This window comes from Bifidobacterium sp. B4079 (assembly GCF_026537385.1).
GTDB classification, from domain to species: Bacteria; Actinomycetota; Actinomycetes; order Actinomycetales; family Bifidobacteriaceae; genus Bombiscardovia; species Bombiscardovia asteroides_I.
In genome coordinates this window covers 226,303-251,961 of record NZ_JAFNMH010000002.1, presented here as the reverse complement: position 1 = coordinate 251,961, position 25,659 = coordinate 226,303, and the positions used below count along the sequence as shown (strand labels likewise).

At 63.3% G+C, this 25,659-nt stretch carries 22 protein-coding genes; 5 read left to right on the top strand and 17 right to left on the bottom strand.

Features of this window, described 5'->3' with window-relative positions; all coding sequences use genetic code 11:
- Window positions 1-18 precede the first annotated feature (18 nt).
- Both J3T95_RS05780 and dapE read right to left on the bottom strand, forming a co-directional pair.
- A complete protein-coding gene (locus tag J3T95_RS05780; protein WP_267450767.1) occupies window positions 19-2,649 on the bottom strand; it encodes an Rne/Rng family ribonuclease in 2,631 nt (876 codons plus the stop codon).
- Between the two features lie 236 nt (window positions 2,650-2,885).
- Complete coding sequence (gene dapE, locus J3T95_RS05775; RefSeq protein ID WP_267450766.1) at window positions 2,886-4,115, bottom strand: succinyl-diaminopimelate desuccinylase; 1,230 nt, start codon at window positions 4,113-4,115, stop codon at window positions 2,886-2,888.
- Between the two features lie 144 nt (window positions 4,116-4,259).
- Here dapE and J3T95_RS05770 point away from each other — a divergent pair, with 144 nt between their 5' ends.
- Window positions 4,260-5,204 (top strand): AEC family transporter, encoded by a 945-nt coding sequence (locus tag J3T95_RS05770; protein ID WP_267450882.1) that lies wholly within the window; start codon window positions 4,260-4,262, stop codon window positions 5,202-5,204.
- 22 nt (window positions 5,205-5,226) lie between these two features.
- Here J3T95_RS05770 and J3T95_RS05765 read toward each other — a convergent pair whose 3' ends face one another.
- The 7 genes from J3T95_RS05765 to spxB form a co-directional block, all read right to left on the bottom strand.
- Window positions 5,227-6,576, bottom strand: coding sequence for a Maf family nucleotide pyrophosphatase (locus J3T95_RS05765; RefSeq protein WP_267450765.1), 1,350 nt, complete (start codon window positions 6,574-6,576; stop codon window positions 5,227-5,229).
- Window positions 6,566-7,618 carry a homoserine kinase gene (thrB, locus tag J3T95_RS05760; protein WP_267450764.1) on the bottom strand — a complete coding sequence of 351 codons (1,053 nt, stop codon included), beginning with the start codon at window positions 7,616-7,618 and terminating at the stop codon, window positions 6,566-6,568. The genes J3T95_RS05765 and thrB overlap by 11 nt, the downstream gene beginning before the upstream one ends.
- Window positions 7,618-8,958, bottom strand: a complete 1,341-nt coding sequence (locus J3T95_RS05755) for a homoserine dehydrogenase (protein WP_267450763.1) — start codon at window positions 8,956-8,958, stop codon at window positions 7,618-7,620. Before J3T95_RS05755 ends, thrB begins: the two co-directional genes overlap by 1 nt.
- 111 nt (window positions 8,959-9,069) lie before the next feature.
- Window positions 9,070-10,641: a diaminopimelate decarboxylase family protein gene (locus J3T95_RS05750; protein ID WP_267450762.1), complete on the bottom strand. Its 1,572-nt coding sequence runs from the start codon at window positions 10,639-10,641 to the stop codon at window positions 9,070-9,072.
- Window positions 10,642-10,668: 27 nt separating this feature from the next.
- Window positions 10,669-12,426 (bottom strand): arginine--tRNA ligase, encoded by a 1,758-nt coding sequence (argS, locus tag J3T95_RS05745; protein ID WP_267450761.1) that lies wholly within the window; start codon window positions 12,424-12,426, stop codon window positions 10,669-10,671.
- A gap of 43 nt (window positions 12,427-12,469) precedes the next feature.
- Window positions 12,470-12,859, bottom strand: a complete 390-nt coding sequence (locus J3T95_RS05740) for a Rid family detoxifying hydrolase (protein WP_267450760.1) — start codon at window positions 12,857-12,859, stop codon at window positions 12,470-12,472.
- Between the two features lie 102 nt (window positions 12,860-12,961).
- A complete protein-coding gene (gene spxB / locus J3T95_RS05735; protein ID WP_267450759.1) occupies window positions 12,962-14,716 on the bottom strand; it encodes a pyruvate oxidase in 1,755 nt (584 codons plus the stop codon).
- Window positions 14,717-15,206: 490 nt separating this feature from the next.
- On the opposite strand from spxB, the gene J3T95_RS05730 reads away from it, so the two are divergent.
- Window positions 15,207-16,499, top strand: a complete 1,293-nt coding sequence (locus J3T95_RS05730) for a tyrosine-type recombinase/integrase (protein ID WP_267450758.1) — start codon at window positions 15,207-15,209, stop codon at window positions 16,497-16,499.
- 2 nt (window positions 16,500-16,501) lie between these two features.
- Here the strand turns inward: J3T95_RS05730 and J3T95_RS05725 are convergent, their stop codons facing one another.
- Window positions 16,502-16,984 carry a hypothetical protein gene (locus J3T95_RS05725; protein ID WP_267450757.1) on the bottom strand — a complete coding sequence of 161 codons (483 nt, stop codon included), beginning with the start codon at window positions 16,982-16,984 and terminating at the stop codon, window positions 16,502-16,504.
- 15 nt (window positions 16,985-16,999) lie between these two features.
- Window positions 17,000-17,242, bottom strand: a complete 243-nt coding sequence (locus J3T95_RS05720; protein ID WP_267450756.1) for a hypothetical protein — start codon at window positions 17,240-17,242, stop codon at window positions 17,000-17,002.
- A 308-nt stretch (window positions 17,243-17,550) separates the two neighbouring features.
- Here J3T95_RS05720 and J3T95_RS05715 point away from each other — a divergent pair, with 308 nt between their 5' ends.
- The 3 genes from J3T95_RS05715 (at window position 17,551) to J3T95_RS05705 (ending at window position 19,213) form a co-directional block, all read left to right on the top strand.
- On the top strand, window positions 17,551-17,970 hold the full coding sequence (locus tag J3T95_RS05715; protein ID WP_267450755.1) for a hypothetical protein: 420 nt from the start codon (window positions 17,551-17,553) through the stop codon (window positions 17,968-17,970).
- Window position 17,971: 1 nt separating this feature from the next.
- Window positions 17,972-18,397, top strand: coding sequence for a hypothetical protein (locus J3T95_RS05710; protein ID WP_267450754.1), 426 nt, complete (start codon window positions 17,972-17,974; stop codon window positions 18,395-18,397).
- 114 nt (window positions 18,398-18,511) lie between these two features.
- Entirely contained in the window at window positions 18,512-19,213 is a 702-nt protein-coding gene (locus tag J3T95_RS05705) for a hypothetical protein (RefSeq protein WP_267450753.1), read from the top strand.
- 65 nt (window positions 19,214-19,278) lie between these two features.
- Here J3T95_RS05705 and J3T95_RS05700 read toward each other — a convergent pair whose 3' ends face one another.
- From J3T95_RS05700 to J3T95_RS05675, 6 genes are all read right to left on the bottom strand, one after another.
- Entirely contained in the window at window positions 19,279-19,518 is a 240-nt protein-coding gene (locus tag J3T95_RS05700; RefSeq protein WP_267450752.1) for a phage holin, read from the bottom strand.
- 13 nt (window positions 19,519-19,531) lie between these two features.
- Window positions 19,532-20,770: a GH25 family lysozyme gene (locus J3T95_RS05695; RefSeq protein ID WP_267450751.1), complete on the bottom strand. Its 1,239-nt coding sequence runs from the start codon at window positions 20,768-20,770 to the stop codon at window positions 19,532-19,534.
- An 87-nt stretch (window positions 20,771-20,857) separates the two neighbouring features.
- Window positions 20,858-21,196, bottom strand: coding sequence for a hypothetical protein (locus J3T95_RS05690; protein ID WP_267450750.1), 339 nt, complete (start codon window positions 21,194-21,196; stop codon window positions 20,858-20,860).
- A gap of 3 nt (window positions 21,197-21,199) precedes the next feature.
- The gene (locus J3T95_RS05685; protein ID WP_267450749.1) at window positions 21,200-23,560 is read right to left on the bottom strand and encodes a hypothetical protein; all 2,361 of its coding nucleotides are present in this window, start codon (window positions 23,558-23,560) and stop codon (window positions 21,200-21,202) included.
- Window positions 23,561-23,575: 15 nt separating this feature from the next.
- Window positions 23,576-24,781: a hypothetical protein gene (locus J3T95_RS05680; RefSeq protein ID WP_267450748.1), complete on the bottom strand. Its 1,206-nt coding sequence runs from the start codon at window positions 24,779-24,781 to the stop codon at window positions 23,576-23,578.
- Window positions 24,781-25,659, bottom strand: coding sequence for a hypothetical protein (locus tag J3T95_RS05675; protein ID WP_267450747.1), 879 nt, complete (start codon window positions 25,657-25,659; stop codon window positions 24,781-24,783). Before J3T95_RS05675 ends, J3T95_RS05680 begins: the two co-directional genes overlap by 1 nt.

Here is a 25,659-nt window from a genome sequence, read left to right as displayed (position 1 = left end):
GACAAAACGGAATTCAGTCTATGACTCCTTGGCGACATCCGCCGCCCCAGCCTGGGCATCGTCCTCGTCCGATGCCGCCTGGGCCGCCGCAGCGATCCTGGCCAGCTTGGCCTTGACTGCAGGTGTCGAGCCTGTGGACAAGGTCTCCTTGGAAGAGGAGCCATGCCCATGCTTGTTGGTCTTGACGAAGGGGTCGCCGCCCTTGACCGCGTATGGATCGGCATAGGAGGCGGAGATGGTCGGCTTGTCGTGGAGGATGAAGCCTCGGCCATGGCAGGTGGGGCACTCCTCGGAGAAGGCCTCGACCAGACCCTGGCCCACCCGCTTGCGCGTCATCTGGACCAGACCCAGGGAGGTGACCTCGGCCACCTGATGCTTGGTGCGGTCCCGGGCCAGGCACTCCACCAGGCGGCGCAGAACCAGGTCACGGTTGGCCGGCATGACCATATCCACATAGTCGATCATGATCATGCCGCCTATGTCGCGCAGACGCAGCTGCCTGGCGATCTCCTCGGAGGCTTCCAGGTTGCAGCGGGTCACCGTCTCCTCCAGGGATTTGCCCTTGCCGATGAAGCGACCCGTGTTCACATCGATGGTCGTCATGGCCTCGGTGCGGTCGATGACCAGGGATCCGCCGGAGGGCAGGTAGACCTGACGCTCCATGCCCTTGCGCAGCTGGCTGTCGATGCTCCAGCGGTCGAAGACGTCCTTGCCCTGATGCTCGGCAGGATCCCAGTGCTCGAGCTTCTCCTCCAGATCGGGGGCCATGGTCTCCAGGTAGTTGCGGACCCTCTCATAGACCCCCTGGCCCTGGACCACGAGCTTGGCGAAGTCGTCGTTGAAGATGTCACGAACCACGCGGATGGCCACGTCCGGCTCGCCCTGCAGGAGCTTGGGGCGCTTGCCGTGCAGGAACTCCTTGCGCTTGTCCTCGATCTTGCTCCACTGACGCTGCAGGTTCTCCAGATCCTTGGTCAGGGCCTCCTCACTGGCTCCCTCGGCCGCAGTTCGGATGATGACGCCCATATCCTTGGGAGCCACCCTGGAGACGATGCTTTTGAGGCGGGAACGCTCACGGTCGGGCAACTTGCGGCTGACGCCGGTCATACCGCCCGAGGGCACCAAGACCAGGAAACGGCCAGCCAGCGTGACCTGCGAGGTCAGGCGGGCACCCTTGTGGCCTATGGGATCCTTGGTGACCTGGACCAGCACGGGATCGCCGGACTTGAAGGCCAGCTCAATCCGGCGTGGCTGGCCCTCCAGACGGGTGGAGTCCCAGTTGACCTCGCCGGCGTAGAGCACGCCGTTGCGGGCCTGGCCAATGTCCACGAAGGCGGCCTCCATGCTGGGCAGGACATTCTGGACCCGGCCCAGGTAGATGTTGCCGACAGTGGAGACCTCCTGGATGTCGGAGACGTAATGCTCGACCAGGATGTCGTCCTCAATGACCGAGATCTGGGTATGGTGCTCCTTCTCGCGCACCACCATCAGACGGTTGACGTTTTCGCGGCGGGCCAGAAAGTCCTGCTCGACCAGCTGGGACTGACGTGAGCGCTCGCGGCGGTTGTCCCGCCGACGCTGTTTTTTGGCCTCCAGGCGGGTGGAGCCCTCCACGTCGGTGATTTCGTCGATATATTGCTGCTTGCGGGAACGGCGGGCGCTGGGCTCCTCTGACTCGCCCTCGGCAGACTTGGAACCCCTGCGCCGGCGACGACGACGGGTCAGCGGGGCCTCGTCCTCGTCATCCTTGTCCTTCTCCTGCTCGTGCCCGCGACGGCGGCGGCGAGTCAAAACGGACTTTTCAGAGTCCTCATCATCGCCCTTGGAACGGCGACGACGACGGGTGCGGGTGCCGGGCTCCTGCTGATCCTCGTCCTGCTCCTGATCCTCGTCGACCACGAAAGTGATGCCCTCGTGGCCCAGATCCTCCTCGATGCGCTCAACCTCGTCAGCGGCCCGGCGCTCCTCGGCGTTGAGCCTTCGGGAACGGCGTGAACCGCCCTCCGAAATGCTCCTGGACCTGCTGCGGCGGGAGGTCTTGGGCGATTGCTCGGCATCCTCGTCTTCGTCATCCCGTTCCTCACGTTCATCCTGCTCAGGCCGGGAGACGGGTATGACGGGCTCCTGGAAGAGCAGGGATGTCATAGGACGGGGGCGGGAGGCGCGCGGGCGCTCATCCTGCTCCTCGGCCTTCCGGCCTGCCCTCTGGCTGCGGCCCGAGGTCAGTGCCTCCACAGCCTCAAGGGCACGCTCCTGACGCTCCTGATCAGGTTCACCCTCCTGGGCATGCTCCTCGGTGCGTCGACGGGCAGCAGTTCGGGTACGACGACGAGTGGTCGTCCTAGTCGGCTTGGACTCGCTCTCATCCACCTGAGCGTCCTGACCGGAGTGATCCTGCACGCTCTGATCGGCCGCCTGATCCTCCTTGGGCTTTCGGGTGCGACGACGACGGACGGCGGAGGGCTTGCGCTTCTCGGCCTCGACTTTCACGGGCACGTCAGCACCGGCAGCGCCAGCCACCCTGACCACACGCCGTCCAGTGCGGCGACGGGTGCTGGAACTGGTGGTCTCCTCGACCGGCCGCTCCTGTCCATCGCTGATGGTGGATCTATTATCCTGGGTATCCTCGGTATTCGTTTTTTCGGGCACAATGCTCCTTGCGGCACGCCGCCTCGCGCCGCTCTCACGGTCTCGATCCGTCCTCACGCTGCACTCTCACTGCAACCGCGCACCTGCGTACGCCCGATCGAAACGCCTTGGCAAAAAGTCTTCCTGACGCAGGCGGACACCGACGCCCGTACGGATCACTGGGTCTCCATCCGGGGGGATCAACGCCTACGCTGCAAGTGGTCAGGCAGAACCACCGTTCTCTAGTATGGCACAGATCAGCGGCCTCCAGGTCCATTGAGCCACTCGACCAGTACCGACTCCAGCCGAACCAGGTCATCCAGGGGCACCTGTTCGTCGGCCTTGTGGGCCAGTAAGGGGTTTCCTGCACCCAGGTTGACGGCTGGTAGGCCAAGGGCTGAAAACCGCGCCACATCGGTCCACCCCAGCTTGGCGCGAGGCTGATGGCCCGTGGTCCGGGCGACCAGGTCCGCCAACGAACGTGCCCAAGGCGAATCAAGGCCTGGACGGGCGGCGGGCGATTCATCGCACATGCGCACCGAGAATCCCTGGAAGACCCCGCCCAGAGCCATATGCTCGCCATTGCCCAGCTCAGCGCCCGTCCCCTGACCCATCATCAGCTCCTTGGCCTGGGCCAGACTCTTGTCGGGTGCAAACCGGTAGTTGACGTGCACCCGGCAGCGGTCGGGAATGACGTTGGTGCCCAGGCCGCCCTCGATCATGGTGGCGTTGAGCCCCTCCCGATAGTCCAGGCCGTCCACTTGCACCGTGGCCGGACGGTACTGCTCCAGTCGGTCCAGAATGGGCGCGGCAGCGTGGATGGCATTGCTGCCCATCCAGGCCCGGGCGGAGTGGGCCGTCGTGCCGTGGGTGATCAGATCGAAACGCATGGTTCCGTTGCAGCCGGCCTCGATGGCGCAGTCGGTGGGCTCGCCGATGATGGCGAAATCCCCGCGTACCCAGTCAGGATGGGCAGCCACCACCCGGCCCAGCCCGTTCAGATCGGCCTGAACCTCCTCATGGTCGTAGAAGACGAAGGTCAGGTCATAGACCGGCTCCTGCAGAGTGAGCGCAAGGTGGAGGAAGACGGCATCCGAGGCCTTCATGTCGGCGGTGCCCCGGCCGTACAGCACCCGGGAACCGGGGTGGGCGGCGGCCAGGTCAGCGCGGATGTCCGGAGCGCCGGGCTCCAGCCAGCGCGGGGGCAGGTTCCCATCCACGGGCACGGTGTCCAGATGCCCGGCAAGGACGATCCGGTGGGGACGACCCAGCTGTGTGGAGGCCACCACCGTGTCGCCCAGCCGTCGGACCAAGAGATCAGCCCGTGAGGACAGGGCCCTTTGGACGGCATCGGCCAGGGGGCCCTCCTGACCGCTGACCGAGGGCAGGGCGGTCATGGACTCCAGTATTCTTGCCAGGGCCTGGGCAGGTTCGGCCCCTCGGACGCCGGAGAGAAGATCAATATCCGTCTGTACGTTCTTGGCCATAGTGCCATGCTAGCGGGCCGAAGGAGCGCGGATGGACCTACAGCCGCAAGCATGATGCCCGGGTGGCACAATGGGGACGACGGAAGCGGTGGCCCTCCGCCTGGGAGTCCGCCGTCCACCATGCGAGACGAGGAGGATGCCGGAGTGCCTGGACTGCTCAGTGCCATGGAGGGGTTCTTCATCATCGGTGTGGTCATAGCCGTGGGTTATGTGGCCGCCCGCTTCGGTGTTGGCGGTCCCACGGCCCAGTTGGTGCTCAACAAATACTCATTCTTTGTGTCAACGCCCTGCCTGATGTTCGCCATCCTCTCCAAGCAGAAGCTGTCGATAATCTTCCACCCCAGCATCATCGTGGCTTTCCTGTCGGCGGCGGCTGTGGGACTGCTCTTCGTGGCCCTGAACGCAGCCAGCTTCCACCTGCCGGCTGCAGAAGCCACCATCGGCGCCCTGGACTCCCTCTATTTGAACTCCAACAACATCGGGCTGCCTGTAGCCACCTATATTCTGGGCAATCCCTCACTGGTGGCACCCATCCTGGTCATGCAGCAAGCCCTGTTCACCCCAATCGGGCTGACCGTCCTGGACGCGACCACCTCTGGCAAGCTCTCGGTCAAAACCATACTCAAGCAGCCCCTGAAGCAGCCCATCCTCATCGGCTCCATAGGCGGCATAGTGGTCTCGGCCATCAGCGCCCAAGCCGGTCGTTTCATCATCCCCGACTTCGTCTACAAGCCCATCGACATGATCGGACAGTCGGCCGTGCCCATGATCCTCATGGCTTTTGGCATGTCACTGCGGGGTTCACGGCCCATGGGCCGGGGCGCCGACCGTCGTGCCACCCTCTGCGCGGTGATCCTGAAGAATCTGGTCATGCCCATAATCGCCTACCTGCTGGCCCGGTTCATGATGGGCTTCAGCGGAGCGGAACTGTACGGGTGTGTGGTTCTTGCGGCCCTGCCTACAGGCCAGAACGTCTACAACTACGCGGCCCGCTACGAGGTGGGAACCACCTTCGCCAGGGACGGCATCCTGCTGAGCACGATCAGCTCGCCCGTGGTCATCGCCTTGGTTGCCCTGCTTCTGAGCTGACACGCCGGACCAGGCCTTCTGCTCAGCCTTCGGCCGCCAGGGTCTCCAAGCGTTGCCGGAAGTGCGGCCAGTCCCGTCCGAAGGCCTTCAGAAGGGGCAGGCCGGTGACCTTGTCCAGATCCACCCATTCCAGGGCAATGCTCTCATCGTCATTCATGCGAGGCTCTACCTGGTGGCCGGGACGCTCGAAAGCCAGGATGGTCGTGTAGCCCCAGGGGCCGTGGTCCTCCAGGTAGGAGCCCACAACCTGAATGTCCTCCGGGCGGATGTTGGCCTCCTCATAGCTCTCGCGCAGGCCGCCCTCCAGGGGATTCTCCCCGTCGGAGATGGCACCGCCAGGCACACCCCAGGTGCCTCCCTCGGCGCTCCAGCGGGCCCGGTGCTGCAGAAGCACGCTGACCGGCGCACCCGTGCGGGCATCAAGCCGGGCCAGCAAGACTCCGGCAGCCCCGTTGAGCCCCCAGTGCCGCTTGCCGCAGGCGCAGTTCACCCATCCATCGCCAGGCTGATGGACGTTTTCCACGGGGGCGACCAGGCCTTCAGGACCACGCGTCGATCCGTCTGCCCCCTGCCGCTTGGGCAGGACCCATCGGGCCCACAGGTCAGGCCAGGAGACGCCCAGCTCTTGGGCCAGGGCGCGCAGAGTGGGCATGCTCAATCCCATCACCCCGCTGGGATCGCCCTGGATGCCTTGGATGAAGGCGCTGCCCAATCCTTCCAGGGTGAAGGATCCGGCCACCTCAAGGGGCTCGCCGGTGGCTGTATAGGCCTGCATGGATGCCCGGTCATAGTCTCCGAAGGTCACTTGAGCGCTGCTGACCGCTCGGGCCCGTCGGCCGGTGGCCAGATCAATCAGACAGTGGCCGGTGACCAGGGTGCCGGTTCGGCCACGCATGGCCATCAGCCGCTTTAGAGCACGCTCCGGCTGGTGAGGCTTGCCCATGACGGCGCCGTCCATGCTGAAAAGCGAGTCACAACCCAACAGGAGAGGTCCGCGTCCGGCGCCGAACATCCCGCCCCAGGACCCGATGACCTGGCCCATGGGATCCTTGGAGGATGCATCCGGATCATTCTGTCTCAGAGGCCTGAACGTGACCAGATCGCCCCGCGAGCGCCTCTCGGCATCCTTGACGGCATCCATGGTGCCTTGGACAGCCGAAGCCTTGGCCTCAGCCAAGACGCTGACCCGTTCGCGCACATCCAGGTCATCCGGGCGACAACCCAGTTTACGAGCCCGTTTCGCCAGCACAGCCGGCTCATCCACCTTTGAGGGTCGGATGATGGGGTCAATGCCCGCCTGGATCAGGAGCCGATGCCTGGAGGGAGAGGATGAGGCCAGGATGAGCGGGATATGCCTGTCTTCAACGTTCACGATTGCCTTCCTGATCCCGTTCCACCTGGACCCCCCTGCGATCAACGTCCAAGGATAGGATCCGCCAACGGCCGGAATCCAAATAGTCCTTGGCAAGGGTCCGCAGCTCATTGTCAGCATCCCCGTAATGCAGGACGATAATGCAGGGCCCGGCTCCAGAGACCGCCGCCGCATAACCCTGACGACGCAGGAGCTGCAGTAGCTTGGTTGAGGAGGGCATGAGCCCGGCCCGGTATGGCTGATGGAGCCGGTCCTGGGTGGCTACGAAGAGCAGCGCATTGGCCTTTGCGGCCTGTTGGGCTGCGTCAGTTCCCAAGTCATCCAGTGACCCAGGGTTCAGAGCGCCGGGAATCAGGGCAGCCCGTGACAGGTTGTGAACGGCATCCGCATAGGGCACCTGGTTGGGCAGGGCCTGTCGGGCCTTCTGTGTAGACAGATGGGCGCCGGGAACAAAAACCGTGGCTTTGACGGCTGGGGCCACCTTGTAGCGCAGGGTGTGGTAGCCGCCCTCCAAGGGCGCGCCCCCGGCGATGGGCAGGGAACCCACCCCCTCGCCCGTGGCCAGATCATAGGAGACGGTCAGCCCCCCGTAGACAGCTGGCGCCACGTTGTCGGGATGCCCCTCGATCTGGGCGGCCAGCGCAAAGACGGCATCACGGCGCAGGGGACCGGCATGGGCGAAGGCCGCAGCCGCAGCGATCCCGGCCACGATGGCCTCGGCGCTGGATCCCAAACCCCTGGCCTGGGGAATCCGGTTGACGGCGCGCATGATGAAGCCGAACCTTGGCAGCCCGAAGACCTGGCAGGCCCGCCTGAAAGCGGAGACGACCAAATGGGTCTCATCTCGGGGCAGGGTCCGCTCCCCCTCCCCCTTGATGACCACATAGGCGGTGGTGTCGCCCGTGTCCACGGAACGGGTGAAGACGATCTCGTCATGGTAGTCCAGCGCCAGGCCAACCGCATCGAAACCTGAGCCCAAGTTGGCGCTGGTGGCTGGCACACGCACCCGAACAGTAGACGGGCCCTCAACGGCTGCGGCCATCATTGGGCCTGCCGATCGAAGACGCGCAGGATGGACGCCTGCCCGGTGACCGAGCCGAAGGCGGAGATCCGTTCGACCACCCGCCGCAGAGTCACCTCGTCGCACAGGTGCGTGACCACGCGCAGTTGCTGAATTTCGCCGCTGTAGCCCGGGTCATGCAGGGTGGGCTTGATGTCCTGGTTGACTCCATTGATGGAGATGCCCGCCTCGGAAAAGACCTGGGCGATGGCCGCCAGCACGCCGGGCTTGTCGTGAATCAGAAAACGGACGGCGAAGGCGGCACGGGATGAATTCAACGGAGCCATGGGGATATTCGCGTACATGGGAACCCGCGGGCCCATGCCATGCTGGAATATGTGGCGAGCCTCGGTGACTACGTCCCCCACAACCGCTGATGCCGTGGGCGCCCCGCCGGCACCCCGACCATAGAACATGAGGTCGTCAGCGGCCTTGGCGGTGACGAAGACCGCGTTGAAACTACCATGGACCGAGGCCAGAGGGTGGCTGTCGGGGATCAACGCCGGGTAGACCCGGGCGGAGATGCCCTGTTTGCTGCGTTCGGCCACGGCCAGAAGCTTGATGACCCGGTGCTCGGTCCGTGCGGCCGCGATATCGTCAGCGGTGATGGCGCGGATACCCTCCACGGGAACATCATCCAGGCGCACATCGGTGTGGAAGGCCAGCGTGGCCATGATGGCAGCCTTGGCGGCTGCATCCAGCCCGTCCACATCGGCAGTGGGGTCCGCCTCAGCAAAGCCCTTGTCCTGGGCATCGCGCAAGGCCTGGTCGAATTGAAGACCCTTGGTGGTCATCTCATCCAGAATGTAGTTGGTGGTCCCGTTGACGATGCCCACCAGGCTGGTGATGACGTCGCCCACCAAGGACTCGCGCAAGGGCCGCACAATGGGGATGGCCCCGCCCACGGCCGCCTCGAAGTAGATGTCGACGCCCCGCTTCTCGGCAGCCTGGTAGAGCTCAGGGCCGTGCTGGGCAAGCAGGGCCTTGTTGGCGGTGACCACGCTGGCGCCAGACTCGATGGCCTTGAGCAGCAGGGTGCGGGCCGGCTCAATGCCGCCGATCAGCTCGATGACGATGTCCGCCCGGGTGACCAAGTCCGCTGAGTCTGTGGTCAGCAGGGACGGATCGATCCAATCAGCCTTGACCTTGTCAGGATTGAGGACAGCGATACCCACCAACTCCAGGGGACGACCCACTCGGCTGGCCAGGTCCTGGCTCTGCTCCACCAGGAGGCGAGCGGTCTGGGAACCCACGGTCCCTGCCCCTAGAAGTGCTATGCGGATAGGCCTGAGGGCCTCCTGCTGTTGCGCATTCTTGGGCATATGGATCCTCCATCCGCCCCAACGGGGCCGGTCACCGTGTGTTGCTCCATCTTAGAAAGCCAATCCGACACCCGTATCCACACCAACGGCCGCTTTCATCCGAAGCGGGATTCATCCTTGGTCCAAGGCCAGCAAGTCATCCATGGTTTGCCGCCGCAACATCAGATGGGCGCCGGACTGGTCCAGGCCCACCACAGGAGGGATCAGGGCCTGGTTGTAGTTGCTGGCCATGGTTCGCCCGTAGGCGCCGGTCACCGGCACCAGGAGCAGGTCACCCCGGCGGATGTCCGCCGGCAGAGGCACATCCTGCACCAGGATGTCCCCCGATTCACAGTGCTTGCCCACCACACGGACCTGGATCCGGTCCCCGCTGCCATGCCTGTTGGCCAGGACAGCGGTGTATTCGGCCCCGTAGAGGGCCGGACGAATGTTGTCGCTCATGCCTCCGTCAACTGAAACGTAGGTGCGCACGCTTCCGTCAGACAGGGGGACGGGCTTGACGGTGCCCACCCGGTACAGGCTCATGCCGCAGGGTGCCACAATCCAGCGGCCGGGCTCGAAGGCAATGACTGGCATGGGCATGCCCAGACGACGGTTGATGGCGACCATGTCGGCTCCCAGACTGGTCAGGGTCTGGTCCAGATCCATTCGATCCTCATCCGGAGTGTAGGGCACGAAGAAGCCTCCCCCCAGATCCACCTCGGGCATCAGGTATCCGTCGGTGGCCCAGAAGGTGTGCCGCAGCAGCATCATGCGCCGGGCGGCCTCGATGAAGGCCGAGGAATCATGGATCTGGGACCCGATATGAGTATGGATGCCCACCAGTTCCAGTTCCCGCTCGTGGGAGCGAATCTCCTTGAGCATCGCGATGGCCGGTCCGTCAGCCAGGACGGACATGGCCTTGATCCGGGCGGGATCAGCCGGTTCAGCGGTCCCGTCGGCAACCGAATACAGGGCTGAAGAGGAGGGCGAGAGCACGGAATCGCCAGGAGCCGAGGAGCCGTTCCCTTTCGTGGCCGCCGAAATCGCTGCCCCAGCCCGTTCGGAGGAACCAGGCTCAGGCCCAAGGTCCAGCAGGCCTACGTCGGTGCCCTGGGGCAACAGAGGGATGCCGAACTTCTGATCCTCGTGGGCAGTGGAAATATATTCGTGACCGCCGGCATGCACGCCCACAGTCACCCGGAGCATGACCTTGGCGCGACGCCCCTGGGCCCTTGCAGCAGCGGCAATCCGGGCAGGCTCGTCAGGCGCATCGATGACGATGGCCCTGTAGCCCTCCCTTACAGCCAGGTCGATCTCTTGATCGGACTTGTTGTTGCCGTGCAGGACCAGGCGGCGGCCAGGTGCGCCGGCAGCACGAGCGATCAGCATCTCGCCCAGGGAGCAGGTGTCGATATCCAGCCCCTGGCGCAGCATGATTCGCACGGTCTCCTTGCTGAGGAAGGCCTTGCCGGCGTAGCTGACCCTGGTGGTCGCACCACCCAGGTCGCGCAGAACCGCCTGGCGGAAGGCCGAGGCCCGTTCCGCCATCATCGCGGTGTCCATCAAATAGATGGGAGTGCCGTAGAGCTTGGCCAAATCACCCATGGAGCACCCGTGTATGGTCAGCATGCCCTGGCTGTCCCGCTTCAGAGCTCCGGGCCAGAACCCTTCGGGCCCCAGCCCGCACATCCCTGTTTCCATCGACGACCTTCCAGTGACCTTGAGGGTTTACATACGGTCCGGGGCCTGCACGCCCAGCAGACCCAGACCATTGGCGATGACCTGCTGCACGGCGTCATTGAGCCGCAGACGCGCCGCCGCACGAGCTGGCTGCGGGTTCCTGTCCTCATCCTTGTCCAAATCCGCGCGGCCATCAGGCTCCATGGGCACCACGCGCTCCAGGTTGTACCAACGGTGATAGACCCCAGCCAGCTGCTCCAGGTAGTGGGCCACCCGATGGGGCGCCTTCTGATCGCCGGCAGTCTGAACCACATTGGGATAAAGGGCCAGGACACCCAGGACATCATTGTCGGCGGCAGTGTCCAGCAGCGACAGATCGGCCCCGGATCGGTCGATGCCCGCCTGGGCTGCGTTCCGATCCACATTCCTGGAGCGGGCGTGCGCGTACTGCACGTAGTAGACGGGGTTGTCGTTGGTGTGTGAGGCCAGCAGGTCCAAGTCGATGTCCACGCTCTGGTTGTAGTCGGTGCGGGCCAGGGAATACCGGGCAGCATCCACGCCCACGGCATCCACCAGGTCGTCGATGGTGACCACGTTGCCTGCCCGCTTGCTCATGCGCACGGCCTGACCATCCTTGATGACGTTGACCATCTGGCCGATCAAGATCTGCATGTTCACGCCTGGAGTATCACCGAAGGCCGCGCAGATGGCCATCATCCTGCCGATGTAGCCGTGATGGTCGGCACCCAGCATGTAAATGGCTTCATCGCAGGGATCCTTGGCCCTGCGCCGCTTGTCCAGGTAGTATGCGATGTCGGCCGCCACATAGGCTGCGTGGCCGTCGGACTTGATGATCACCCGGTCCTTGTCGTCGCCGTAGGTAGTGGAGCGGAACCAGGTGGCCCCGTCCTTCTCGAAAATGTCGCCCTTGGCCCGCAGCTCGTCAATGGCCCGGTCCACCTGGCCGGACTCATACAGGCTGTTCTCATGAAACCAGACATCGAAATTGACCCGGAAGTCGCGCATGGACTGCTGGATTTCGGCGAACATCATGGGCACAGCCCGGGTGCGGAAGGCCTCGCGCTGGGGGCTGTCACCCTCGGCACCGTCCTCGTCGCGCACTCTGGGCATGGCCAGGATGTCCTGCCCTTCGTCGGCAGCCTCCTTGACCACTCGAGAGGCAATCTCCTCAATATACGAACCCTTGTAGCCGTCAGCAGGCACAGGTTCGCCGTGGGCCGCCGCCACCAGCGAGCGGGAGAAACGGTCGATCTGCGTGCCATGGTCGTTGAAGTAGTACTCCCTGACCACCTTGGCTCCATTGGCCTCCAGGACACGGGCCATGGAGTCGCCCACAGCCGCCCACCGTGTGCCGCCGATATGGATGGGACCCGTGGGGTTGGCCGAGACGAATTCCAGATTGAGCGTGCGCCCGTTCAGGTGATCGTTGCTCCCATAGGCTGGGCCCGCCTCCAGGACTGCATCGACCACAGCGGCCGCCGAAGCCGAATCCAGGGTTATGTTGATGAAGCCGGGGCTGGCCACATCCACCTGGGCGATCCCCTCGGCCTCTCGCAGTGCCTCAGCCAGAGCCTGACCCAGTTCGGCAGGCCTCATGCCAGCCTTCTTGGCCAGCTGCATGGCGATGTTGGTGGACCAGTCCCCGTGGGAACGGTCCTTGGGGCGCATGACCGCCAGATGGTCGGCGTCAGGAACCATGTCGGGCTCCAGGCTTCCCAGGCGGCCTGACTGGGCCATCTGGACGGCGGTCGAAGAGATGATACGGGCAAGTGCTTCAGGACTCATGACCCCAAGTCTAGCGACATCGGAGACCAGTAGCCGGCCTGTCTCAGGCCAGAGCCACGACCTCGATCTCGACCAGGGCCCCTTTAGGGATGTCCGCACCGCCAAAAGCCACGCGGGCCGGCCGCATCGAGCCGATGAAAACCTGGGAGTAGGCCTGGTCCACCTGGGTGAAATCCTCCACCCGCCGCATAAGAATGGTGGCCTTGACCACCTTCTCCATGCCGGTGCCGGCTGCATCCAGGATGTTCTTGACGTTCTTCAGGGCCTGGGTGGCTTGGTCAGCCGCAGTGCCCTCCACCAGCTCGCCGGTGTCCGGGTCGATGCCCAGCTGTCCGGAGACAAAGACAAAGCCCCCGGCCTTCACAGCCTGGCTGTAAGCCCCCAAGGCCCGGGGCGCATATGGCGTGCCTATCTCTTCCGGTCCGTCTTCCATGAGTCCGTCCTTTCTTCAGGTCCGCCGCACCCATGCCGGGCCGAAGCCCCGGGGGACACCGTCCACTATAGGAGTCCCCGCCCGGCAGAAGCGGCACCAGTCTCAGCCCTTGCGAGCCTCCTGACCCATCCAGTAGGCCAGGGAGCGCAGATCGCCGGCCTCGTAGGTCTTGACGAATTGCTCGACCTGGTCCGGATCCGAGCAGGTCTCCGGGAACCGCATGTAGCGGGTATCCAAAGGGCTGGCTCCTGTCAGCTTGACGTCAATGACCGAAGATCTGTCGGCCTTGCGAGCCTCGGAGAAGGCGTGGCGGGCATCGGCCACCGTGCGCACTGTAAAGCCCAAAGCGCCCATGCCCTCACCGACCTTGGCCCAGTCACTGTCGGGCAGATCCACTCCGCTCAGGGGCTGGTGGCTGTCGTCGCGCTGCTCGGCCTCGATGTAGCCCAGAGAACGGTTGGAGAAGACCACGTTGATGACCGGGGCATTGTATTTGAGCTGGGCCAACACCTCCTCGCCGAGCATGGCGAATCCGCCGTCGCCGCTCAGGGAGTAGACGGTCGATTCCGGATGCTCCAGCTTGGCAGCCAAGGCAGCCGGCACGGCGTAGCCCATGGTGGCATGCTTGCCGGAGACGGTCCAGCGGTTGGTCGGCTTCAGATGCAGTAGACGCAGGAAGTCAATGTCCACATTGCCCACGTCAGGGATGACAATGTCATTGTCCTCAAGCTGCTGATCGATGACGTGGTAGACAGGCTCGGGCCGCAGGGGTGTGCGGGTGTCTTCGTTAAAGGAGGCCAGCCACTGGTCCCAGTTCTCCTTGCTGCGCAGGCAGGCCCTGTAAAATACGGACTCCTCTTGGTCCTGGCCAGCGGCGGTTATTGCCTTGAGGGCCTCGCGGGCATCGGCTTGGATGGCCAAGACTACGTTGGCCTGGAAGCGCTTGCCCAGCTTGACCGGGTTCAGGTCGATCTGGATGACCTTGGTGCTGGGAGTGACGAACATGGACCCGAAGGGGTTGTCCGAACCCACCCAGACCGTCAGATCAGAAGTGTAGATGGCCTCCGTAGCGGTCTTGGTGGCCACACGGCCGGCCGACTGCAGATAGGCAGGATAGGTGTCCTCCACAATCCCCTTGCCCGGGAAGGTGGAGACCATGGGCATCTTGAAACGCTCGGACATGGCGACCAACTCATCGCGGGCCCCGGCAGCGCCTTGGCCAAAGTAGAGCAACGGAGCCTTGGCGGACTGAATGATCTCCACCGCCTTGCCGACCTGGTCGGCCGCGGGCTTCAGAGGCTCTGGCTTGCGGAAGTTAGGCGCAGATGCCACCGGTCGGTCGTCAATCTCGGCCCAAGCCAGGTCCTTGGGAATGATGACCACGGAGACCCCGTGGCTGGCGTAGGCGCGGCGGATGGCCTCGTCTACTAGGGCCGGCAGCCCCTGAGCGTTGGTGGCGGCCCGAGCGAATACGGCCACATCGGTAAAGATAGGCACCTCATCCATGGCTTGGAAGAAGTCCATGTTCATAAAGGCCTGGGGCACCTCGCCCACCAGGGCCAGCACCGGCACGCCGTCCTCACGAGCATCATAGAGGCCGTTGAGCAGGTGGACAGCCCCTGGGCCAGACGAGCCGAAGCAGACACCAATCCGGCCGGTCAGCTTGGCTTCGCCGGCAGCAGCCAAGGCTCCAGCCTCCTCATGACGGACCTGGATAAAGTCGATGCGCTCGCGCTCGTTGTGGATGGCATTCATCATGGAGTCGAAGGAACCGCCGGGCAGGCCATAGATGCGCGGCACCCCCCACTGCTCCAGGACGTGAAGGACAGCATCCCCTGCATTGATTCGATTGGCCATGTGAACTCCTTTGCTTCACTGCGGAAAGGAGGCTTCCGCCACAACGCGGAAGCGTCGGTCCTCCCCAGCGTTCGGTCTTACTCTTTCACTATGGCACCTGAGAACGAGGATACAAGCAGGCCAAGGGCCATGTTCCTCAAAAGCTTAGTGATTCACCACACATATCGTGGCGCATAGCGTACGCTTATTTCATCCAGCAAACGCCATGATCATGATCCCGGGCTCAAGGACAGCCGGGAACCGTATAAAGAAACCCCGGCGCTCTTCCTTGCCGCAGAGGTTTCGCCTTGGTGGGCTCGAAGGGATTCGAACCCTCGACCTTCTGTTCCGGAGTTAGATGGTAGACTGTTTTTCATGGGCGGAAGCAAGCCAATCTCAGGTTCAGAAACGTTGGAATAACGCCATTTTCAGAAGAATCAGTATCCAATCGGTACCCAGTCAGTGTACGATTGGATACCGTACACATACCGTACACAGGCAGGATACGAGGATGGGACGAAGCTCCACAGGCAGATACCGGGCACGCGCATACAAAGACAGACATGGACAGACAAGATACAGAGCAGTAGTCCCCATCGGCTACTACCCAAGCGGCAAGCCCAAAAGCAAGACCGTCACCGCCACCACATACAGGGCATGCCAGACCAAGCTCAATTCTCTCCTCAAGGAGATACAGCAGCACGGGGCACCGACCGATTCGCGTATCAGGCTTGGAGAGTATGCATCCAAGTGGCTTGACCAGCGCCACCATGAGGTGGACCCCAAGACCTACGCCGAGTATCAGACCGTAATCACCCGGCACCTCAAAGACTATGCCTACCTGCAGATGTCATCCATCGTGCCCAGCACCATCCACGACATCCTCAACAACGCCAATGCTTATACGCAGAAGGGCGAGATCAAAGGGCCTGCGGGGGTCAGTCTGAAGAAGCAGATACGCACCTGCCTGAACCAGATCATGCAGGGTGCGGTGGCCGACCGTCTTATCCCAAGCAACCCCGTCATCGCCGTCAAGCCGCCCACCAACAAGGACGCAGTAGATAAGCGCGGAGCCTTCAGCGTGCCCGAGATCAAAGCCATGCTGGACGCAGCGTCACATATGGGCGTCACCGAGGGGGCGATCTGGTGGTGGAGGCTCCTTACCGGCATGAGGCAAGGCGAGATACTCGGAGCCACCTGGGCAGACTATAATCGGCGTACCAATATATATACGGTGTCGTGGAAACTCCAGACCGTCCCTAGGGACCACGGTTGCGGAGACCCCATCGACGGTGAGTATCCCTGTGGGAAACACAAGGGAGGATTGTGCCCGCAGGCTCGATGGCGTATCCCGGACGGGTATGACATGCGTCACCTGTCAGGCTCCTACGCGCTCACCAGACCGAAGAGCCAGACCGGTAGGGGCGTGCCCATCGTGCCCCCGCTCCAAGAGGTCATGAGCCGATACCGTAAAGCCACAGCCACACGTCCAAACCCTTATGACCTCATCTTCTGCCACCCAGATGGGTCGCCTATCGGCTCCAAGGAGGACATGGCTGCATTCCGGGTCCTCATGCGTCTTGCCGGCATCAATCCCGCTGAGCATACTGGTCATGAGACCAGGCACAGCGTGGTCACGCTCCTGGCAAGCCAGGGCGTGGACTTCCAACTCATCAAGGAGATTGTCGGCCACTCCTCCGACGCGATGGTAGAGCACTACCGGCATGCGGATGATGCCGAGCGGCTAAAAGCCATGGAGACGCTGGACGAGAGCCTGGGACTGGAACAGATCGAGTTTAACTGACCCTAGTTCTGCAGCCGGTCGCGCACATCATCCAATCGAATGTTGAGATCCATGCAATCGGCAATGAACTTCTGCATTTCTTCGCGGGTGATGATGTGCTGCTTATCGCCGTTGGCAAGGTCATTTTTACGGTGCTTTGTTTTCGTGCCCAGGACCTGCTCGCCGCTATAAGTGGCCGCGAATCCGTGGACGATACGGTTTCTTTCGTCGATCAATCGGTCGAATCGGCCTGCTATGTCCGTGCCAAGTTTACAATCAATATGTTCTCCGATTAGGTTAACGTAGCTGCGCTGCCCGGCATCAATTAAGTGGTACCAGTCGTATTTCCCCGTCAGGCCCGCGTGGCCAAGATTCTCGACAACAAAAGTATTGACTCTTTCAAAAACAAACAGGCTCGCTCCCAGCAGATACGTATAGTCGTCTTTGGGGAGGATCCTTCTCGTCCTGTCCGCTATTTCTAAGTCAAAACTTACATGTCTGTCCATAAACAATAAGCATAGTCACCTGCGCCGGTGCCTGAGTTCGATTTCTCTGACGGTTTTCTCTGTGGCTCCGTACCTGATGGTGGCCATGTCGGTCCTGATCTGCTGGTGGAGTCCTGCGAGTCTCCGCCTCTCCTGTGGGCTGATGCCTGGCTGCTGCTCCTGGTCGATGACCTGGTCGAGCCGCTTGTGCAGGAGGATGGTGAGACGCTCACGCCGGTCCTCCGGTGCGGAGATGTAGCCGGGGTGGTTGTCGGGCATCTGGGAGACATCATCGGGGATATAGGGCATACCTGGATGATACGGCCGGATGGGTCAGGCCGTCTGCATCCTTATATGAGCAGGGCCGGGAGGTTGCCCCTCTCGGCCCTAAACTCAAAGGTTACTCTGAATAACCAGAAAACCATTTCAATCCCACTCCCCATGAGGGAGACATTGCCGACTATTGCGCCGACAGCTCCACCCTACCACGGCCGAAGACTGCGCGACACGCCCGGACTCTCCCATCTTGCATTACATCTCTAGAGATGTATTATAGGTATCAGCAAGGGATACACAAGGAGGACAAGATGGCACAGTACGGGATCACCTACAGGTGCGGACACACGGACACAGTGCAGATCTACGGCACCAACATCCACGGGGAGCGGGAGCGCACAGCCGCCGCATACGGCTACAGGGACTGCCCTGCATGCCAGGCCGCCAAGGCAGCGCAGGCCAACGAGGACGCCGGCCTTGCCGCGCTTGAGGGCAGCGGCAAGCAGGTCGCCTGGGCCGAGGAGATCCGCGGCAAGTACATGCCCAAGTACGCGCAGGAGCGGCAGGAGTGGGCCGACCACGGGGCCACCGACGAGCAGCTGGCCAAGGTCGACAAGGTCCTCGCCTGGCTCAAAAACCAGACCTCGGCAGCCTGGTGGATCGACAACCGCTTCTCCTCATCCGCGGCCCTGCGCACCGCCACCAAGGCGGTCGACAAGAAGGAGGCCTGACATGGCCATGATCCCCATCACGCAGTATGCTGCCATGCACGGCAAGGCCGAGGTGACCGCCCGGCAGATGGCCCGGAGGGGCGGCCTGCGCACCGCCCGCAAACAGGGACGCGACTGGATGGTCGACTCCGAGGAGCCCTACCCCGACCGCCGCCGGCGCATGGGCGAGGCCCTCACCAGGGAGGGCCGGGAAAGCCTGGACGCGGACCAGCGTCGGCACGAGCTCAGGATCGCCCAAGCCAAACAGTACAGCCGGATCGGCTGCTTCAGCGACACCTTCAACGCCAACCTGAAAAGGATCCCGGCCGGCCTGGCCGACCTGCTCACCCCCGAGCAGCTGGGCTGGATGGTGGACCTGCTGTACGACGCCTACACGGACGGGCAACGACACCCGGACTACGAGTGGCTCGCAACCGACGAGGAGTGACCCAACCAAGCTCCTACGACTGGTCAGCCCTGCCCGACCATGACTCCAGGGTCCAAGAGATTGGTCACCCGCCACACGGCACGATAAGACTAGTGTGCTTTGTATGCTGATTCCATGGCACAAGGGCACAGAAGAGTCACAGCAATTACATACTTCCGCTTTGACAGAGATTATCTGCATGACTATAAGCGCAACTTGCGCAGGCTATGCGATGATTTTCTCATCGTCGAGGATACTGAGGGCGGCTTGATGCACTCGGAAGGAGAGTACCGTCAGCGTTTATACAGGAAAGCCTTGGACCAAGGTTCGAAATGGGCAGTTGTCCTTGATCCAGATGAGCGTATTGAGCTAAGAGGAATACGGAAGCTGAGCCACCTCATGGCGAAGGCAGAGCAAGATGGCATCCCCACCGTTTTCCGCTTCGACTACCGTGAGCTCTATACCCCGACGCAGTATCGCAGTGATGGGATATGGGGGCATAAAGAGCGCATGGCGGTTTTCCCCCTCTTAGAGGGTAACGTGTATTCTGATGCTGATCTGCATATGCCTAAGCAGCCTCTTAACGCCGACTATCGGATCGTGGACACAGGCATTAACATTTACCATCTGAAGCACATTAATCCGGCGTTGCGCGCGCAACGCCGTGACCTGTACGAACACTTGGACCCTAATCACAAGTACCAGTCGATCGGTTATGACTATCTGACCGATGAGACTGGCCTTGCGCTGTCCAAGATACCTTTGAGCAGGATGTACTGGCCCCTGTACCACGAGTACCACATGGACGATGCAATCTTCGAAACAGAACAGATATAATCGTCACAACGCGAAAATCGCCCCTGCTCCGGTCTCCCGGAACAGGGGCGAAATGCTGATTGGTGTTATTTGCTTGTGGTTGTTTTTGCTTGGCTGACGCCGATGCAAGCTGCGATGAGCAAGCCCAAGGCGTTGAGCGTGGTTACGATCGCGTCCACATGGGGCAGGCCAAGGGTCGGGCCGACCGTGTTGACGAAGACTGCCAGTGCGGGCAGGAGCACCAGGGCGGCCCATTTGAGCGCATGGTACACCTTGTCGGGCAGCAGGTAGCCGTGATCCTGGTCCTCTTGTGTCGTATCGGGCATGATTTTCACCTCCTTAATATGAGAGGACCTCACCCGGATAGATGAGGCCCGGGTTGCCGGACCGGTAGCCTTGCAACCGGCTTTGGGGTATGCCGAGTCGGGCTGCAATGCCGGAGAGCGTGTCACCCCGGCGTACGGTCACGGACCTGCCGCCGCCATGGCCTCCCCCGGTGGAGAGGCGCTGGCCGGGTCGGATCACGTACGGTGCCCGGATGCCGTTGATCCGTGCCACGGTGGGCCAGGAGCCGCCGAAAACGGCGCTCAGACTGTCGCCGGGGCGCACCACGTACACTCCGGAACCCGTGCCGCCATGGCCTCGCAGCCGCTCGTTGACCACGGCCATGACCTCCGCGTATCGGTCGCCCAGGAGGGCATGCCGCTGCGGATTATTGCCGTAATCGCCGCGAATCACCGCAGTGGCGATGCTCGACGCATCGCCTACAGGAGCACCCTGAGCCGGCGTTGGAGCCGGAGAGACGGGGTTGGGCTGTGTGCCAATGGGTGCGTTCGCATACTTGGCCCAGGTGCCGGCATCCCCGTACCACCAGTTGACGTCCACGGCGGTGCCCACGCCAGGCACGTGCCCAGTGGAGGAGTACTGCCAGGCGGCGGCGAACGGCCAGGGTGCCACCGAGTAGGGCGGGACTCCCGGGTCGCGCAGCCGCTCCCCCTGGTAGCCTCGCGGATAGCCGGCCACCCACAGCCCGTAGTCGGCTCCCGCCACAGCCCTCCAGTCGCCTGCCGTGATGTTGGATGCCTGCATGTAGATGATCGGCTTGGTGCCCCAGTAGGCGGACACCCGGTCCAGCCACCGCTTCGCCCAGTTCGTGTCCCGGTTGTGAGGGGCTGGCGGCTCCCAGTCCAGGAAGGGGATCACCCCCGCGTGCACCAGGCCCCGAGCCTGGGCTTGAGCGTTGAAGAAGTCAGCCTCCGCCTCCGGGCTGTTGCCCTTCTCAGGCCGCGCGTACCCGTAGGCACCGATCCGCAGGCCCGCCGCGCGGTTAGCCTGAAGCTGGCAGTCGGCTGCCGGGTTGACGTAATGCGTGCCCTCAGTGATCTTGGTGATCGAGAACGAGGCTCCCGAGGCTTTGGCTGTCTGCGCGTTGTAGCAGCCCTGATAGCTTGCATTGTCGAATCCGGCGTCCGCCCAGGCGGCTCCAGGCGTGAGAATGGCCAGTGCGGCCACCACCCCGATGCCGATACGAGCGTACCGGGGCTTGGCCCGCGCATGGCGGGCATGAGATAAACGCATGCATATCCTCCTCTTGTTGTGTTTGGGCATGAAAAAAGCCACCCAGTATGGATGGCAGAACAAAAACAAAGCCGGGCTTGAGCGCGTCTACCGCATATCGTCATCACGGTCCGCGTACGCGTCCAGACGCATGATCTGCTCGTGCATCATGGTCCCGGTCCCGTTGCCTCCAAGCCCGTGATAGGCGCGGTAAACGCGGTCGGCCTCATCCTGGATGGACACGCTGATCGGCTCGTGATGCACCACATGCCTGGTATGGATCTCCAAAAGCTCGGCCCGCAGGAGCGTGCGCAAGCCCGTTTCCATGGCCTGGTCCTTGGCCTCCTCCTTGCGGTGGCTTTTCAACAGCCAGCCGCAGGCTCCGCCGATCCCGGTCAGCAGCATGGGGATCACGGCCTCCACCAGGGTCATCACTACGTCGGTCACTGCTCATGCCTTTCCCGGGTCGGGCCAGAACATCTGGCCCGAGAAGAAGTTGGCGGTCGTGTCCTTGGTGCCGATGCTGATCGTGCCCTGCGGCTGGCTCTCACCCGGCCCGAAGACGTGGAAGCGGCCCACCGCGTAGCTGGTGCCGTAGGCGAGCACGTCCAGACTGTGGTCAGGCATGATCGACTCGGCCAGCCGCACCACGGGGATCGTCTGCATCGATAGGATCATCCCTTGCTTGATCTGGACGTTCAGCTCCAGGAAGTACACGCCCGCCCGCTTGTACAGCCGGGTCGCGTGATTGTAGTCCTGGAAGCTGGCCGACCAGCCCATCCAGGCCGCAGGATCAAAATCGGCGAAGCCGGCGGCGATGCCCCGCACGAGCACAGTCTCGGCGTCCACGGACACGGCGCTCCCGCTGATGTCCACCCTGTTGGCCGTCAGGCCGACAGCGTTGCGCCCCTGCTGGTCCCTCCTGATGGCGATCTCCGGCTGCTGGGTGCTGGTGCCCATCATCAGCCGGCTGGCCGTCCCGCCCTCGTCATGGTCGCCCCAGATCAGCCAGTACGGGGTCTCCGGATCATCGCCGATGCCTTGCAGGCCGCCTGTCATGCTCCCCTGGATCAGGGTCTGGCTCAGCTGGATCCTGTCCCCGCTGGACGCGGTCTGAACCCCGCCCACCGCCTGCACGCCGTCCTGGGACGCGCGGAACAGAACCCTGCCCTGCTGATCCTTGGCCCAGAAGCCCGACGAGTCGAAGCCCACCAATCCGTCCGAGGTGGAGAAACTGCCCGACTTGACGATGGCGGCGGCCAGGAGCCCCACGTCGATCTCGTCCGCCTTGATCCTCCTGACCAGGAGCTTCTCCAACAAAGCCTCGCTGGCGGTGATCTTGCCGGCGGTGACCGCCCCGTCCGCCAGGCTGATGGTGCCCACGCTGCCCGCCACCAGCACCTGCTGGGCCAGAAGCACGTAATCAGTGAAGGCCTTGCCGTTCCACACTTGGATGCCCGACACGTGATCCGCCTGGTCCAGCTGCATCCACAGGTCCCCCAAAACCAGGTCACCGTGCGCCGGCTCGGCAGCAGACGCGATGATCCGGTTCTTCCCGTCCGCCGTGGCCTGCGCCTGCCTGGCCTGGTCCTTGGCTTCCTGGCTGTCGGTCACGTCCCTGACGGTCAGGCCGGTGATCCACCAGCCCGTCGCAGCATCCCCGTACCCGGCGATGTTCAGCCACACGCTCATGCTATGGTCAGTGTCGGTCCACTGGTCGGGCGTGCTGGCTACAGCCTCCCGCCACACCCAGGAGGATGCTTCCTCCTGCTTGACAGTGACCGCCTCATCCCAATGCGTTCCCGAGACGGTATATCTCCATCCGATCCGCAGATCCTCGCGGCCCTTGCCGTCGCAAATGCACCAAAACCCGAACCGGTACCTGCGATCACGGTCGAGGGGGAAGCGCCAGGAGCTGAAGTAATCACGCTGCGTGAGCGCGCCATAAGTCGTATACGGTGACGGGGGCGCGGACGGAGCGCCAGAAGAGCCCATGCCCAGTCCGAAGCCGTCCGAATCCCCTAAAGCTGGGTCGAAGGCCGGATTGCGGACCAGCTCCACGCCCCGCGACAAGGCCGTATCAGCCTTGTTTGAGGCCGCAGTGGCCGCAGCCGCAGCCGTGTCGGCCTTGCTGGAGGCCGCGCCGGCCAGCCCGGAGGCCGCGTCTGCGGCCTGCTTGGCTTGGGCCGAGGCGACTGAGGCGGCCTGCGCGTCCTTGGACGCCTGCTGCACATCCCTGCCTACACCCGCAGCCTTGTCCAAAGCCTCCTGAGCTTTGTCCTGAGCCGCCTGGACCTGGCTGGCGTCCACGACGCTCCTGACCGTCACCGAAACCGGGTTGGTCGGATCGGACCCGTTGGGGGCAGGACTGCCATCCTCCGCATGCGCATCATCCCAGGCCCGGGCGGTCACATTGTGGACGCTGTCCGCCTCATACGGGCCCAGGGCGGCCGTCCCCCTGACCCGCAGCTGGCCAGCGTCCACACCATCCACCAGGATCTGGACATGATCAAAATCCGCAGGCACACCCCCCTCCAGGCTCCCATCCCAGGAGACCAGGATCATGCCCGCAGACGAATCCACGCTGATGCCGGTCGGCATGCCAGGCGCAGTCGTATCCCCCACCCAAGGGGCGATGCCGGACGAGCCAGCATCGGGGCCGATCACTGTCCTGGTGTCGTTCGCGTTATGCCAGGTGGCGCTGCCGGATTTGCGGGTCTGCTGCTTTTTGGCCTTTGACAGGGCGAGTCGCGCGAGACTGGCGGCGGTATCCTCCCTGCTCCTCGGGGTGATGTCGGCATGAAAAACCATTGGAGCTCCTATTTATTACTGGAATGGCGCGTCGAGAACGTCAAATTTGCACATGGCTTTGCTGGTTTGGTCGCCGCTCATCTCCATGAGCCGCAGCTCGTAGCGGCCATCGGGGAGGGTCGGAAATCCGGCCACGTCAAGGTCGACTCTCTCGCCCGGCCAGAGTGATCCGCACGGGTGGATGGGCATGCCTCGGGCATCTGCGTCATTGAAGTCGATGCTGCCGGTCATTTGCATGAGCCTCCCGGCTGTGGCCACTCCTGACAAGTGCTCCTTGAGCAGGGCAAGGTTGTCGGCGTCGGTATCCCCGTAGACCGCTTCACGGAGTATGGGCGGGTCCTGCGTATGGGTGATCTCGTCCATCTGCTCCCAGTAGGCGGTGATGGTGCTCTCGTCCTGCCCGGCCCCGGTCCCGTACCACCGCTGGTAGCCGTCCTGGTAGTCGATGGTCAGTCCTTCCAGGCTTCCGGCCCCGGCGTAAGAGGACAGCGTGATCGGAAGGTGGTCCATGTCCAGGTACACGTCCGCGTCGCTGCCTGCCAGAAAACGCACCCGAGCATGGCTGGGGTCGGACCAGTAGGGTCTGAATGCCACGTCGGGGCCGCCTTTGGAATTGGCGATGTTCGTGATCAGCTGGGAGACTGCCAGGTTCTGCACGTTCCAGGCTTGATAACGGGTACGCTGGTGGGCTCCGGCCTCGCCCAGATAGGTCCAGTCGATGGGCAGTCCGCCGCCTTGCTTGGCGTCGGTGGCGATCCTGCCCAGTTCGCTGCAGATGCCCCTGAAGCTGAGACTGTCGAAGCTGATGGTGTCCGTGCTTGTCCCGTCCTTGAAGGCACCATCCCTGATTGCATAGCGTGACTGGAGGATGGCCATAGGACTCTCCAGGCTGAAGGTGGTGTCTAGGAGCGTGTCCTCCCTGCTGCCGATCTTGCCCCACATGATGGGCACGCCCATGTCCTCGGGGTCTTGCGGATCTCGCACCCAGCATGTGAGGATGCCGCGTCTGCGTGAGTCCAGGAGGCTGTCACGCCCGGATGGCGTGTGAGCGTCCAGAGCGGTCCAGGGGATGGTCAGGCTGCTCTCGTCGGCCTTTCCTGCTCCCTTGTCAGTGGTCTGAAATCCGAAATCCGAGATGCTCAGGTCCCAGGCAAATGAGGGGATATCGATGGGGGCGATGATCCGCCCGTCCCGGGCGTCCATGATCCATGTGCGCCACATCAGACGGTCACGCTCCCGTCAACGACCTCCAGGCTGCGGAAGCCTTGCCACTGCCACCGTGGGCGGACCGTAGCCGGCTTTATAGCCACGCTGACCGTGTGCACAGCCTGCCCCGACAGGGCCACCCCGCTCCACCGCAGCTGCTGGCGCGCCCACGGCTCGAACACGGGACATTCGTCCAAGCCGTCGCTCACCCGCTGCCCATCCACATACAAGAAAGCGATGAAGCTGCCCACCCCTGAGGATGTCGATGCCCGGTACGTCCACACCACGTCCACGCGACGGTCCGTGGGCACATACCTGGTCGTCAAGGACAACTGGGGCTGCTCCGCAGACTGCCAGGTCGGCCCGCCCGCAGTGCGGCTCTCCGCATAGCCCAGCGATCCCAGGCCCGCACCATAGGGCACCGCATAAGCCACTTCGCCCCACCGGGAGGCGGCCGCTGTGCTCGTCGCCCCCGCCGGCAGCATCATATACGCGAGCACCTGCCCGCCAGCCTCCACCCGGGGTTCTGCAGGGGATGCGGATGGTGTTCCCTGAGCGACTTTTACATGCACCAGATTATCCGGCGACCCGGTGTGGGAGATGATGTAGACCGCGTCTATCCTCGGGTACGCCGAGTCCCCAGCATCCACAGTGTTCTCCGTGCACGGGCTGCCAGCCCCATCCCACCAGGCGATGCTCATCCCGTCCGCATCCCCCATCGAACACACCGCTGCGCCCGGCCTCACCCCGTAGCGCAGATCCTGACGGCCCGACACCTCCAAGCCTGTGATGATCCCAGTGTTCTCCCACTGGCTGGCAATCACCCTCCGGTGGGTCATCGCGTCGCACCCTTGTCCCGACGAGTCGGGAGCCACACCAAAAGCCGTAGACAT